Origin of the sequence: Endobacterium cereale (assembly GCF_009617585.1) — a bacterium.
Classification (GTDB): Bacteria; Pseudomonadota; Alphaproteobacteria; order Rhizobiales; family Rhizobiaceae; genus Neorhizobium; species Neorhizobium cereale.
Window position 1 is genome coordinate 167,925 of sequence record NZ_WIXI01000047.1, and the last position, 10,683, is coordinate 178,607.

The following is a 10,683-nucleotide window of genomic DNA, read 5'->3' on the forward strand; positions in this document are numbered from 1 at the left end:
CGAATTGTCAAGGGATACTTCCCGATGGACGTGATATTTCCCGAAATGCGATACTCCGGTATGGAAACGTCTCTGCAAAAACGCCTGAAAATCCGAATGGATTTGATGAACATGAATGCGCTTCAGACCGCCAAGAAGGCTGGACTGGGCGAAAGCTTTGTGCGCGATATCCTTCGCGGGAAGTCGAAGAACCCCGGCGTCGAGAAGCTTGAACGCCTTGCGGCCGCACTCGATACCAACCTCGACTGGTTCACCTCATCGGCCGAATTCGACAAGTCGCCGGCCAAGCCAAAGACCGTCGAAGGTCTGGATGTCGTCGGGTCCATTCAAGCTGGCAACTGGATCGATCGCAGCGTCATCGACGAGGAAAGCGAGAGAGAAATCATCCCTGTGGCCCGCGATCAGCGTTTCCCACACGCAAAGCAGTATGCGCTTGAGGTGATCGGGGACTCGATGGACCTGGAATATCCTGACGGGTGTTTCGTGACCTGCGTCGATTTCTGGGATAGCGGCCTAAGCCTGAAGGACGGGCACATCATACACGTCGAGCGCCATAACGGCCCACTGGTCGAGATGACGCTGAAAGCCGTGGAAACGATCGATGGCGTCCAGATGCTTGTCCCGCGCAGCTCCAATGCTCGCCACAAGGCCATCCCATTGGAAGGTGACGGCGGGACAGAAATCCTCGTGAAGGGCATCGTCACAGGCAGCTACAAGCGCGCAATCCTCTGAAATTCATATGGACACCCGTGGTCCCTATGATTTGAGCGATTCATATGGACACCCGTGGTCCCTCCTTACGCGTGCGCGCGCAGCGTAGCTTTCATGGGGTTCCACCCCACACCCCGCAAGGAGCTTCGCCCCTTGACCCAAAGCGAGCGCATTCGCGCCCGCCGTAACCACGATTGATCCTTGCATCCGTGGATAGCTCACAGGCTTTTGCTTTTGAGGATGGTCTTAAAAAATCAGCGGACGTGTATGCCACTAAGGTCAGAAGGGACAGATAGCCGGATGCGGCGTCCCTTCGTCATCTTCCCAGACTTTTCGATCCAGCCAGGTTCTGCCGTTATCAGGCCGAAGCCCTTAAGCACGCCCAACTCACGCGAGACAGTTTTTGTCGTGCAGTGACCGCCAGCTAGGGCGAACTCCTCGTTCGTCTCCCAGCACTCGCACGCGTCGAAATCAAAGACCTCTTCCAATATCGCGATGATCCTGAATGAGCCACCGCGCTTGTTCAGCACCTGCATGGCGACGTAGCGCCAATCCTTGAATTGCTGGTGCCGCTCTGATGCCGATGGCGCCCATCGGTTCGGGTATCGAATCGCCCGCGTCTCCACGGCCTTACGATGCTTTCCCGTCAATGCTGGCTGAAAATTTTCCGGCTTCATTTCCAATGCTATACGGGACATTTCCCGACTAGGCAATAATTATTCGGGATTATTCCCTTGCATTCGGGATTTGTCCCGAGTATAAAAGGATCAGACAGCGAGACGAAGAAGAGCATCTTGGCTCCGATCTCTTGCTCACACCAGCAGCGAACTAACGGCTCACCTGAGCTTCGCTGAGAGAGAGGATGGGATCAGTATGGCAAAGATTGAAGTCAGGCATTTGGATCTCGAGAAGGCAGCTTGCCGGAAGGCAATACAGCTACTCGACGCAAAGAAAATAGACACTGCTTGGGGCGCAAACGGTCTTGTCGGCGAAACGGCGATCCAGCTCCTGAAAACAGAAGAATTTCTGATCCCACGCGACATCATGGGTCTGCAGAAAACGCCAGCCACCCGTGAAGAAGCAGATCTCACGGCCCGCCTGATCATGGCCGGCATGTGCGGCGATTGGCCTGAAAAGTACGGCTATTACCCCGACGATCCGCGCGCCAAAGCAATCCTCCGCGCCGCCTGACCGCCTTCGGCATCGCCTCCCCGTCGAGGCGATATCGAAAGCTATCCGTCGCAAGGCCCGACGCCAAAGGCCCACCCAATTCGACCTCATGGAGGCATGACAATGACAGACACAGTGAAGCATACGCCGGGGCCTTGGAAGGTATTCAATAGCACGGATGTTTTCCCAGACGACAATGACCGCGAAGGCGAGCGTCAGATCGCAGACTGCGCGATGTCACACGCTATGCCGTTTAGTGAAGAGCAAGCCAACGCTCTCCTTATCGCCGCCGCCCCTGAGTTCCTGCTTGCCGCAAAAAAGCTAATTGGTGCTTTTGACGATCTGAAGTCCAAGACGACTTTGGAGAGGATTGTCACAGGACGTTCGGACGCCGAGTTGCGGAAGGCTAGCGACGAAGCAATCTCTGAACTGCGCGCCGCCATCGCGAAAGCGGAGGGCCGGTCATGACCCGCACCCACACCATTCAGGCGGACGAGACCCTTATTGCCGTCGTCTGCAGCCAGACCATCAAGCGCAGCTACGTCCGCGAAAGCTCGTTCTTCGGCAAGTCGATGACGCCGGCAGAAATTCTGGACGAACTGGCGGATGACGAGATTGTCGCCGTTCGCCGCCTGAATGTCGAGACATGGGTTTCCGAGGACATCACCGAGGAATGCGCCCGCCTTTGGCTTTATGCCCGCGAAGAAAAGATGGGCGTCGAGCTGAATGATGCACCCGATTTCCCGGCCTTCGTCACCGGCAGCCGCGCATGGAAGCTCTGGAAGGACGATCTGGAAGCAGAAGCCCGCCAGCCGGTCACCCGTCCCTATTCCACCCTTAACAACCGCACGCAAGGCACTGGCCGAGCTTATGGGGAGGCAGTTCGATGAACACGATCGAGATTTACCGGGCCGCAGCGGCTGCCCGCGCCATGAGCAAGGAATTGGATGTAGCTCTGGCTTTTGCAGATGCCGGTATGACCAAGCATGCAGAGACACGAGTTTGCATGGCATTGGCCGCGCTTCCGATGCTTGCTCACGAGATCGGCTACCGCGTCGAGAAAGTCTCGCCAGACACGGCATCTTCTCCCCGCACCGACGTTCCCATGTTCAAGCCCTGCGCTGGCCTCTCCGATGCAGGAGTGCCGGTATGAGCGAGATCGAAAAACTCACCGCAGAGCGGAATCTGTTTAAGGGCAAATATCGCTCGATCATCACTCTTCTCGATGAAGCCCGCGTGGCCATTCAGGAAGTCGTTGATCACGTAGCAGACGAAGGCGACCGCCGTTACTTCGGCAGCACGAACCACGCCGACCGACTGCATGACCTCGTCAACGACATGGATGGGTGGTCCTTCGATGCCATGTTGCCCAAGGGCGACATCAACAAGATGGAGCGCGATCCATACGAGGTATGTCGTGATCTGCGCGCCGCACTTGCCGCCAAGGATGCCGAGATCGAGGCAGCGAACGCCGAACTGGCTCGCCTTCGTCGCGAGTGCAGCGATGGTCTAGATGCCCTGTCGGATATCGATGACTTCTGGGAAGCGTGCCCGTACCCGGAAAACCGGAAGCACCTTTCGCCGGCAGAGCAGATTTCCAGCCTCGACAACGAACTGAACGCCGCCCGAGACGAGATCGAGAAGCTGAAGGCGGCGCTGAAACATATCGCAGGTGAAAGCGGCCAGTTCGGCTTTCCATGGCCTGAAACTCACGTCGATTATCCGGCCTTCGCGCTTCTCACCGCCCGCGCAGCTCTCAAGGGAGACGCGGCATGAGCAAGAAGTATCGCGCCGAACAGACCGTAGCCATCAGTGGATGGGAATGCGGCACCGAGATAGAAATCAACATGGTGATCACCTTCACGGTCCATCCGGGCAGCAAGGCCACCGAGATCGATCCGGCAGAAGAACCCGCCGTCGAGGTCGATAAGGTCCGCTTCTTCGACGGCACCGACGAGATCCAGCTTCCTTGGTCTATCGAGGACCGCATGACCAGCCGTTCCGAGTTCAAGAACTGGCTCATGGGTGAAGCTGCCGATCAGCACGAAATGGCCTTCGCCGACGCCGCTGACCACAAGCGCGAGATGATGCGGGAGGCTTACGATGGCTGAAGACCACCCCTGCATGATCCGCGAGTTCGACGGCTGCCTCTGCCAGTCTGCCGCTGATTGCCAGAGCTTCGCCGCTGAACAGAAGCGCAAAGGCCGCGACCTCGGAACTTTCAAGAAGGAACGGCCGGCTCCAGTCGTAGGGCCGACAGCGCGAGACACCATCGTCGTCGCCATCGCGATCTGCGGCGTTGTCGGATCGGCTTGGGGAGCCATTCATCTCGACCGGCACTACAAGGCCGATGATCTCCGCACGCAAGAAAGCCGGGTGACATGGCTGAGATAATTGACCCACTCGGCAATGAAAGATCAATCGGCGGCTTGGCGCTCGGCGTCGTCGCTCAGGCAAGACAGAAAATGGAGGCACGACAGGCATTCATATTTCGTGTCGCAAACTATTGGTTCGAATATGAGCCTGAGACTGGCCTGGTTAGGTGGAAGAGAAAGCCAAGTGGTATTGTTCGTGTAGGTCAGATCGCAGGCCGTAAAAGTAAAAATGGCAAAAATACCTACATCCGCATCAAGGTGGAGGGGAAGGACGTCCTTGCCCACCAGATAGCCTACGTCATCCATACCGGGACTCTGCCAAATGGTCCAATAGATCATGAGAATGGTGACGGTACCGACAATAGGTTCGTCAATATTCGCGTCACTTCTTTCGAAGGCAACGCCAAGAACAAGCGCTTAGACCAACGAAATGCTTCTGGCGTCATGGGCGTCTCTTTCCTACCCCGCATAGGTAAATGGCGGGCTCGGATAGGTTCCAAGAAAAAGCTTCATCACATCGGAAACTTCGACACTCGAGAGCAGGCTATCGCCGCTCGACTTGCCGCAGAACGTGATCACGGATTCCATTCAGGACATGGGAGAAAAAAATGACCACCGCAATCGATATCCAGCGCACAGAGAACATGCCTGCACAGGCAGCCGCACCGATGACACCCATGGAGATGGTGGGCCGCGCTCTGGAGATGGGCGTGTCAGCCGACATCCTCAAGCAGATGATGGACCTTCGCGACCGGGAAGATGCCAAGCAGGCCCGCAAGGCATTCGATGCTGCCATTTCCAAGGCCAAGTCCCGCATGTCGCCTGTGGTCAAGAATGCGACCGGCCACAACAGCAAGCGCTATGCTGACTTCTCCGCAATCGCCCGCATGGTCGATCCGATCCTTTCGGAATACGGCCTGTCCTATCGCTTCAAGACCACTCAGATCGATAAGATCACCGTGACCTGCGTTCTATCCCACGAGGATGGCCACTCAGAGGAAACGACGCTTTCGGCACCCTCGGACACCACCGGCAATAAGAACGCTATCCAGGCCATCGGCAGCACGATCACGTATCTGTCGCGCTATTCACTTATGGCTTCGCTCGGTCTTTCCGCATCGGAAGACGATGACGGCCGCGCTGCCGGCCGGTCGGACGACCAGAACCGCACGATCACGCCCGAACAGGTAAAGACGGTCCTGCAGCTCATCGAAGAGACTGAATCGGACATCGCTCAGTTCTGCCAAATGGGCAAGATCGACTCCGTTGCCGACATGCTGGCCAGCCAGTTCGATAGCGCCGTGCGCCTGCTCAATCAGAAGAAAGCAAAGCTGGGTCAGAGGGTCGCGTCATGATGCAGGTCTTTGATTTCGAGCAGGGAGAGGGAGAATGGTTCCGTGCCCGCATGGGCATCCCCACAGCAAGCAAGTTTGCCACGGTGATGGCCAAGGGCGAGGGAAAGACCCGCAGCGAGTACATGCGCAAGCTGGCCGGGGAAATCCTCACTGGTGAACCGCAGGAGAGCTTTTCCAACGGCCACACCGAACGTGGCAACCAGATGGAAGATGAAGCCCGTCAGACGTATGCGTTCGTGGAGAGCGCTGAAATACGGCGGGTCGGATTCATCCGCAATGGCGACAAGGGAGCAAGCCCTGATAGTCTGGTGGGGAACAACGGAGGCTTAGAGATCAAGACCGCTCTGCCTCATATCCAGATCGATCGCCTTGAGCGCGACCGCCTGCCGCCAGAGCATAAGGCTCAGGTTCATGGCAACATATGGCTGTCCGAGCGGGATTGGTGGGACTTCGTTTCCTACTGGCCAAAGCTGCCGATACTGACCGTCCGCGTGTACCGTGACGAGGATTACATCAAGACCATGGCTGACGAGATCGACCGGTTCAACGACGAACTGGCTGCGCTTGTCGAGCGGATCCAGCGCTATGGCGTGAAGGAGGCGGCATGATGAACCGCCAGACAGTCACCATCAACGGGCCGGAAGATCGCCAACGGATCGCTACATGGGCGCGAAACGTCGATGAAGGCACGATTGTCGAGTTCCGCAAGAAGACCCGCAGCCACGAACAGAGCGCCAAGATGCACGCCATGCTTGGCGAGGTGGCAAACCAAGTCGTCTGGTACGGCACAAAGCTGAAGGTCGAAGACTGGAAGAACATGTTCACCGCCTCGCTCCGCAAGGCTCAGGTGGTTCCAGGCATCGACCCCGGCACCGTTGTCCCGCTCGGCATCCACACATCGACCATGACCGTGGACGAGATGAGCAACATGATCGAGGCCATCTATGCCTTCGGCGCCGATCCAGAGCACCCGGTCACATTCAAGGAACCGCAGCCAGACACCAATTCCGGCAGCCCCTCGCCGGAAGCTGATGACGCCCCCATCACGTCGTCAGCAAAGCCGGAGGTTTCCCCCGCCTCCGGCTCACCCATATCTCCGCTGAATAAGGCGGAGCTGATCGAGTGCTGCCGCAAGCTCATGGAAATACCAGCTATCAAAGAACTTGAGCCCCAGGCCAAGAGATCTGTGCTGGAAGCGGCGAAGGACGGTTGGAAGGAAACACTACACCCCGACCTTCACGACCACCTGAAATCGTTCTTCGTGTCTGCTGACGCTCAGATCAAGGCGGACCCGAAGGTTTACCCATCATTGCGAGCCAGCGCGTTCCAGCACTTCGCTGAGGTGCTCGACTGCAAGGCCGCTGATATCGGAGGCGAGGCATGATTGAGGCGTTCCCACTTTCATGGCCGCACGGATGGCCGCGCACCAAGCAGCCGACGCGTTCTCGCTTCGATGTACCATTCACCTCGGCACGCGACGGGCTCATGGAGCAAATCCGTTTGCTTGGTGGCCGGCTGCCAATCCTCTCTAGCGATCTTGAGCTTCGCCGTGATGGCCTGCCCTACGCCAATCAACGCGAACCGGCAGACAAAGGCGTTGCCGTCTACTTCGAATGGAAGGGCCAGCAGCGGGTGTTCGCCTGTGACCGGTGGGACCGGATCAAGGACAATATTCGGGCGCTGGAGAAGACCATCGAGGCCATTCGCGGCATTGAGCGATGGGGCGCTTCCGACATGCTGGAGCGTGCCTTTACCGGATTCACGGCTTTGCCCTCTCCTGGCGCCAAGAAAACATGGCGCGAAGTGCTTGGCTTCCCGGCCGGTGCCAACCCTGACCGAGAAGGCATTGATATCGAGTTTCGCCGAAAGGCCAAGGCTGCTCACCCAGACGCCGGCGGCAGCACGGAAGCAATGGCCGAACTGAATGCCGCTCGCGCAGAAGCCCTTAAGGAGATCAAGGCATGACAGACGTTGGCACCACAAAGCGCCGATCAATGTCTCCGACCCGTCGCCTTCGCATATGGGAGGCTCATGGCGGCGTTTGTTGCCTCTGCCAGACCAAGATCGACGGTGTGCGCGAGGCGTGGACCGTTGAGCATCTGAGGGCCTTGGGGCTGGGCGGTGAAGACGAGGACGCGAACTGCGCACCGGCCCACGAAACCTGCCGCCGCAAGAAGGACAAGGTGGACGTTTCCGCCATCGCGAAGGCGAAGCGGGTCAAGGCCAAGCACATCGGCGTGGCAAAGGCCAAGTCATCACTCTCCCATCCACAATTCAAGCGCCTGATGGACGGCACCGTAGTGCGCCGGGACACAGGAGAAATCGTCGGAGGGAACCGGACATGACCACCGAAGCACTCACCGCAATCGACGTTGACGCACTTGCTCAAGAAATCCGTCGCGTGGACGGCAATCATTCTCTTGGGGCCGGCGCACTTGCTGAGGCACTGCTGCCGTTCCTCTCCCAATCTCAGACGGTAGGTACACCATCGCCCCAGGATCATTTGCGGGTGAAGCCGCTCGAATGGAGAGCGTTGGCTGTCACGGATCGCGAAGCCGCCGTAGCCGATAGCATCCTTGGTAAGTGGGAAGTCTGGCATTTCCCAGGTGGTGGAACCTACATCATGAAGCCCGGCGAGCATCAGGGCACGATCTACGAAGACAGCTATGACGAGGCGAAAGCCTATTTGGAGCGTGTCTATCAGCGCCGGATTGCTCCAGCACTCACCACGGAGGGCCAGCCATGAGCAAGCAGGTCAACCGTTCCCTCAAAGACAAGGCGATGGATCACATCGATCACGCCCTTGGCCGTCCGGTAGATCCCACCGGTGAGACATATCGCAACCACTTCGCAACGGATGCCGATAGCAAAGAAGGAAAAGCCTTCGACGCATCGCCCTATTGGGACAGGCATCCCAGCGCAGATCCGGGACGGCTGACATTCTTCTTTGTCAACCAGGCCGGTCGTGAAGCGCTCAAGCGCCACTTGATAGAGATTGGCGACAAGCATCGTATTTTCGACGTCTCATTCAATGGATTCACCCAGCCCGTCGTCGCTGAGAGCGCGTCGAAAGCTCGATACAGCCTTTGGCTCGATATCTCGGATTGCTTCGCCGACCTCAGCTTCAAAAAGTTCTGCCAATCCGCAACTGTGAGGGTCGCAGCGTGACAAATCCTGACATCCACAACTGCCCGATCTGCGCCGAGCCGTTCAAGCCGGACGATATCTGTGCCAGCGACATCACCGAAGGCACCTGCCACGCGGCATGCCTGGAAGGCTCGCCCGTCGTCGACCTCGAAACCGGCGAAGAGACCGGCGGCACGGTCGATACCTACCCTTACAGCGACGTCATGGAACCGCCGCCGCCCGAAACGAATACAACGGGCTGGGAAGACGAGTTCAACGCGCTGTCACCCGAAGAGCAAGGCAAGATCAGGCACTGTGCTGATACGTTCGGCGTTCCATTGATCGCCGCATACCACCGGGCGAAGGATTTGGATGTCATCGAAGCCTCGCCATCCCCGCAAACGAGGACGCTTGGGGGTGGCGAATGAGACCAGAAGCATTGATGAAGATGGGTGCTGCGACGGCGCTGGTTGGATTTGTCGGCGTCCTGTTCCCGCCCGAGGGGACGGGCGTAATGGCGGCAATACTCATGGCCATGGGCGCATGCCTGTTCGGCAAGGGCTATGGAGTGTGGGAGGAGAGGAACAGATGACCCGAGCCGCATTCCGGCAAGCTGACATGGAGCGCATATTCCGGGCAGCCAAAAGCCAGGGTATGGCGGTAACGATTGATATCAGATCACTGGTTGTTACCGCTATTCCAGATATCCACAGGCCAGAGGCGGTTGACGTCGACCATGGCCGGCCCCGCATTCTCCCGCTGGGCAATCTCGCCCCAGATGGAGAAGAGAACTTTGAGGACTGATAGGCCCGGATACCAGTACCGGGCGAACAAGGACGGCACGATCGTCCACTACTGGAACCCGCGCAGAGCGGTTAAGGGCTGCTCACCCAGCCTTTCCACGATAAGACTGCCCGACGACAGCACCGACGAGCAGATCGCAGCAGAGTGCCAGCGTCTCACGAATCAGTTGCGTGAGGAATTCCGCCTACTGGACGCACCTGTCGAGTTCGACGGAACAATCTCGTCTCTGATCAAGTGCTACCGCTACGACAAGACGAGCTCGCTGCACAGCGTCAAGCACTCCACCAAGATCCGTGACTACGAGCCGAGCCTGCGCGTTCTCGACAAGAGCGTTGGGAAAAGGCGTATCGACCGTTTGGTCGCATCTGACTTCAAGCGGTGGTACGCGGACTGGCGCAGGAAAGGCCACAGACGAGCGTCAGGCGCAATTAAGCTTCTGCGGGTGATAATCTCCTACGGAGCAGGAGAACGCCTCCACGGATGCGCTCAGGCCAGAATGATCCTATCCGACATGCGCTTTGAACAGCCCGCTCCTCGTACGGTCGCAATGACCTACGAGCAATGCCAGGCGATCGTGAGGCAAAGCATTGAGATGGGCTGCCCCTCGATAGGATTTGTCGAAGCTCTGAAGTTCGAGACAGCTTTGCGCCGTATCGACGTAATCGGGGAATGGGCACCTACGCCTGAAGGTGGGGAGTTCCGCTGGTCAGGCCTAATGGCCAAGGACATTTCAAAAGAAATGATCCTGACACTCAAGACGAGCAAGACAGGTGCCGCGGTAGCGAGAGATTTGAAAAGCTATGCCCTAGTCGGGGAAGCCATGGCGGCTTATCGTATACCGGACATTGGTCCGGTGGTGATCGATGAGGATCACGGAAAGCCGTACTGGGAGAATCGTTACACCGAGAAATTCAAGAAGGTGCGCGATGCGGCCGGCGTTCCATCGGACGTGTGGTCTATGGACTCTCGGGCTGGTGCCGTTTCGGAGACGGTCGAAGCGACAGGGTCTCTTGAGGCAGCCAGGGAATTAGCAACCCACACCACGACAAAGACCACCCGACGCTACAGCAGAGGCGACGGATTGGAGGCGAGCCGCAAGGTGGCCGAAGCACGTGCTGAAAAGCGCAAGTGACATGATCTGA

21 protein-coding genes are annotated in these 10,683 nt (G+C 57.9%); 20 read left to right on the forward strand and 1 reads right to left on the reverse strand.

What is annotated here, in order from left to right; all coding sequences use genetic code 11:
- The first annotated feature begins 96 nt into the window (after window positions 1-96).
- Window positions 97-732, forward strand: a complete 636-nt coding sequence (locus GAO09_RS19515; RefSeq protein ID WP_209018768.1) for a LexA family protein — start codon at window positions 97-99, stop codon at window positions 730-732.
- Window positions 733-965: 233 nt separating this feature from the next.
- Here GAO09_RS19515 and GAO09_RS19520 read toward each other — a convergent pair whose 3' ends face one another.
- Window positions 966-1,388, reverse strand: coding sequence for a hypothetical protein (locus GAO09_RS19520; protein WP_153356227.1), 423 nt, complete (start codon window positions 1,386-1,388; stop codon window positions 966-968).
- Between the two features lie 196 nt (window positions 1,389-1,584).
- Here GAO09_RS19520 and GAO09_RS19525 point away from each other — a divergent pair, with 196 nt between their 5' ends.
- The 19 genes from GAO09_RS19525 to GAO09_RS19615 all read left to right on the forward strand — a co-directional run bounded on the left by GAO09_RS19525 (window position 1,585) and on the right by GAO09_RS19615 (window position 10,673).
- Window positions 1,585-1,902: a hypothetical protein gene (locus GAO09_RS19525; RefSeq protein WP_153356230.1), complete on the forward strand. Its 318-nt coding sequence runs from the start codon at window positions 1,585-1,587 to the stop codon at window positions 1,900-1,902.
- Between the two features lie 102 nt (window positions 1,903-2,004).
- On the forward strand, window positions 2,005-2,349 hold the full coding sequence (locus tag GAO09_RS19530) for a hypothetical protein (protein ID WP_153356233.1): 345 nt from the start codon (window positions 2,005-2,007) through the stop codon (window positions 2,347-2,349).
- A complete protein-coding gene (locus tag GAO09_RS19535; RefSeq protein WP_153356236.1) occupies window positions 2,346-2,771 on the forward strand; it encodes a hypothetical protein in 426 nt (141 codons plus the stop codon). Before GAO09_RS19530 ends, GAO09_RS19535 begins: the two co-directional genes overlap by 4 nt.
- Window positions 2,768-3,034, forward strand: coding sequence for a hypothetical protein (locus tag GAO09_RS19540; protein ID WP_153356240.1), 267 nt, complete (start codon window positions 2,768-2,770; stop codon window positions 3,032-3,034). Before GAO09_RS19535 ends, GAO09_RS19540 begins: the two co-directional genes overlap by 4 nt.
- On the forward strand, window positions 3,031-3,657 hold the full coding sequence (locus GAO09_RS19545) for a hypothetical protein (RefSeq protein ID WP_153356243.1): 627 nt from the start codon (window positions 3,031-3,033) through the stop codon (window positions 3,655-3,657). The genes GAO09_RS19540 and GAO09_RS19545 overlap by 4 nt, the downstream gene beginning before the upstream one ends.
- Window positions 3,654-3,992 (forward strand): hypothetical protein, encoded by a 339-nt coding sequence (locus tag GAO09_RS19550; RefSeq protein ID WP_153356246.1) that lies wholly within the window; start codon window positions 3,654-3,656, stop codon window positions 3,990-3,992. Before GAO09_RS19545 ends, GAO09_RS19550 begins: the two co-directional genes overlap by 4 nt.
- Entirely contained in the window at window positions 3,985-4,275 is a 291-nt protein-coding gene (locus GAO09_RS19555; RefSeq protein WP_153356249.1) for a phosphoheptose isomerase family protein, read from the forward strand. Before GAO09_RS19550 ends, GAO09_RS19555 begins: the two co-directional genes overlap by 8 nt.
- Window positions 4,263-4,868: an HNH endonuclease gene (locus GAO09_RS19560; RefSeq protein WP_153356252.1), complete on the forward strand. Its 606-nt coding sequence runs from the start codon at window positions 4,263-4,265 to the stop codon at window positions 4,866-4,868. Before GAO09_RS19555 ends, GAO09_RS19560 begins: the two co-directional genes overlap by 13 nt.
- The gene (locus GAO09_RS19565; protein ID WP_153356255.1) at window positions 4,865-5,611 is read left to right on the forward strand and encodes an ERF family protein; all 747 of its coding nucleotides are present in this window, start codon (window positions 4,865-4,867) and stop codon (window positions 5,609-5,611) included. The genes GAO09_RS19560 and GAO09_RS19565 overlap by 4 nt, the downstream gene beginning before the upstream one ends.
- Window positions 5,608-6,219 (forward strand): lambda exonuclease family protein, encoded by a 612-nt coding sequence (locus GAO09_RS19570; RefSeq protein ID WP_153356258.1) that lies wholly within the window; start codon window positions 5,608-5,610, stop codon window positions 6,217-6,219. Before GAO09_RS19565 ends, GAO09_RS19570 begins: the two co-directional genes overlap by 4 nt.
- Window positions 6,216-6,995 (forward strand): recombination protein NinB, encoded by a 780-nt coding sequence (locus GAO09_RS19575; protein WP_235938320.1) that lies wholly within the window; start codon window positions 6,216-6,218, stop codon window positions 6,993-6,995. Before GAO09_RS19570 ends, GAO09_RS19575 begins: the two co-directional genes overlap by 4 nt.
- Window positions 6,992-7,576, forward strand: coding sequence for a J domain-containing protein (locus GAO09_RS19580; protein ID WP_153356261.1), 585 nt, complete (start codon window positions 6,992-6,994; stop codon window positions 7,574-7,576). The genes GAO09_RS19575 and GAO09_RS19580 overlap by 4 nt, the downstream gene beginning before the upstream one ends.
- The gene (locus GAO09_RS19585; protein WP_153356264.1) at window positions 7,573-7,956 is read left to right on the forward strand and encodes an HNH endonuclease; all 384 of its coding nucleotides are present in this window, start codon (window positions 7,573-7,575) and stop codon (window positions 7,954-7,956) included. The genes GAO09_RS19580 and GAO09_RS19585 overlap by 4 nt, the downstream gene beginning before the upstream one ends.
- Window positions 7,953-8,357 (forward strand): hypothetical protein, encoded by a 405-nt coding sequence (locus GAO09_RS19590; protein WP_153356267.1) that lies wholly within the window; start codon window positions 7,953-7,955, stop codon window positions 8,355-8,357. The genes GAO09_RS19585 and GAO09_RS19590 overlap by 4 nt, the downstream gene beginning before the upstream one ends.
- Window positions 8,354-8,779: a hypothetical protein gene (locus tag GAO09_RS19595; protein WP_153356270.1), complete on the forward strand. Its 426-nt coding sequence runs from the start codon at window positions 8,354-8,356 to the stop codon at window positions 8,777-8,779. The genes GAO09_RS19590 and GAO09_RS19595 overlap by 4 nt, the downstream gene beginning before the upstream one ends.
- Window positions 8,776-9,165, forward strand: a complete 390-nt coding sequence (locus GAO09_RS19600) for a hypothetical protein (RefSeq protein WP_153356273.1) — start codon at window positions 8,776-8,778, stop codon at window positions 9,163-9,165. Before GAO09_RS19595 ends, GAO09_RS19600 begins: the two co-directional genes overlap by 4 nt.
- Window positions 9,162-9,329: a hypothetical protein gene (locus GAO09_RS19605; protein WP_153356276.1), complete on the forward strand. Its 168-nt coding sequence runs from the start codon at window positions 9,162-9,164 to the stop codon at window positions 9,327-9,329. Before GAO09_RS19600 ends, GAO09_RS19605 begins: the two co-directional genes overlap by 4 nt.
- Window positions 9,326-9,541 carry a hypothetical protein gene (locus GAO09_RS19610; RefSeq protein ID WP_153356279.1) on the forward strand — a complete coding sequence of 72 codons (216 nt, stop codon included), beginning with the start codon at window positions 9,326-9,328 and terminating at the stop codon, window positions 9,539-9,541. The genes GAO09_RS19605 and GAO09_RS19610 overlap by 4 nt, the downstream gene beginning before the upstream one ends.
- A complete protein-coding gene (locus GAO09_RS19615; RefSeq protein ID WP_153356282.1) occupies window positions 9,516-10,673 on the forward strand; it encodes a hypothetical protein in 1,158 nt (385 codons plus the stop codon). Before GAO09_RS19610 ends, GAO09_RS19615 begins: the two co-directional genes overlap by 26 nt.
- The last annotated feature ends 10 nt before the right edge of the window (window positions 10,674-10,683 follow it).

What these genes read in the sequence shown, in the direction of transcription:
- GAO09_RS19515 (WP_209018768.1), top strand. Translation starts at nt 97, where the DNA reads ATGGATTTGATGAACATGAATGCGCTTCAGACCGCCAAGAAGGCTGGA.
- GAO09_RS19520 (WP_153356227.1), bottom strand. Translation starts at nt 1,388, where the DNA reads ATGAAGCCGGAAAATTTTCAGCCAGCATTGACGGGAAAGCATCGTAAG.
- GAO09_RS19525 (WP_153356230.1), top strand. Translation starts at nt 1,585, where the DNA reads ATGGCAAAGATTGAAGTCAGGCATTTGGATCTCGAGAAGGCAGCTTGC.
- GAO09_RS19530 (WP_153356233.1), top strand. Translation starts at nt 2,005, where the DNA reads ATGACAGACACAGTGAAGCATACGCCGGGGCCTTGGAAGGTATTCAAT.
- GAO09_RS19535 (WP_153356236.1), top strand. Translation starts at nt 2,346, where the DNA reads ATGACCCGCACCCACACCATTCAGGCGGACGAGACCCTTATTGCCGTC.
- GAO09_RS19540 (WP_153356240.1), top strand. Translation starts at nt 2,768, where the DNA reads ATGAACACGATCGAGATTTACCGGGCCGCAGCGGCTGCCCGCGCCATG.
- GAO09_RS19545 (WP_153356243.1), top strand. Translation starts at nt 3,031, where the DNA reads ATGAGCGAGATCGAAAAACTCACCGCAGAGCGGAATCTGTTTAAGGGC.
- GAO09_RS19550 (WP_153356246.1), top strand. Translation starts at nt 3,654, where the DNA reads ATGAGCAAGAAGTATCGCGCCGAACAGACCGTAGCCATCAGTGGATGG.
- GAO09_RS19555 (WP_153356249.1), top strand. Translation starts at nt 3,985, where the DNA reads ATGGCTGAAGACCACCCCTGCATGATCCGCGAGTTCGACGGCTGCCTC.
- GAO09_RS19560 (WP_153356252.1), top strand. Translation starts at nt 4,263, where the DNA reads ATGGCTGAGATAATTGACCCACTCGGCAATGAAAGATCAATCGGCGGC.
- GAO09_RS19565 (WP_153356255.1), top strand. Translation starts at nt 4,865, where the DNA reads ATGACCACCGCAATCGATATCCAGCGCACAGAGAACATGCCTGCACAG.
- GAO09_RS19570 (WP_153356258.1), top strand. Translation starts at nt 5,608, where the DNA reads ATGATGCAGGTCTTTGATTTCGAGCAGGGAGAGGGAGAATGGTTCCGT.
- GAO09_RS19575 (WP_235938320.1), top strand. Translation starts at nt 6,216, where the DNA reads ATGATGAACCGCCAGACAGTCACCATCAACGGGCCGGAAGATCGCCAA.
- GAO09_RS19580 (WP_153356261.1), top strand. Translation starts at nt 6,992, where the DNA reads ATGATTGAGGCGTTCCCACTTTCATGGCCGCACGGATGGCCGCGCACC.
- GAO09_RS19585 (WP_153356264.1), top strand. Translation starts at nt 7,573, where the DNA reads ATGACAGACGTTGGCACCACAAAGCGCCGATCAATGTCTCCGACCCGT.
- GAO09_RS19590 (WP_153356267.1), top strand. Translation starts at nt 7,953, where the DNA reads ATGACCACCGAAGCACTCACCGCAATCGACGTTGACGCACTTGCTCAA.
- GAO09_RS19595 (WP_153356270.1), top strand. Translation starts at nt 8,354, where the DNA reads ATGAGCAAGCAGGTCAACCGTTCCCTCAAAGACAAGGCGATGGATCAC.
- GAO09_RS19605 (WP_153356276.1), top strand. Translation starts at nt 9,162, where the DNA reads ATGAGACCAGAAGCATTGATGAAGATGGGTGCTGCGACGGCGCTGGTT.
- GAO09_RS19610 (WP_153356279.1), top strand. Translation starts at nt 9,326, where the DNA reads ATGACCCGAGCCGCATTCCGGCAAGCTGACATGGAGCGCATATTCCGG.
- GAO09_RS19615 (WP_153356282.1), top strand. Translation starts at nt 9,516, where the DNA reads ATGGAGAAGAGAACTTTGAGGACTGATAGGCCCGGATACCAGTACCGG.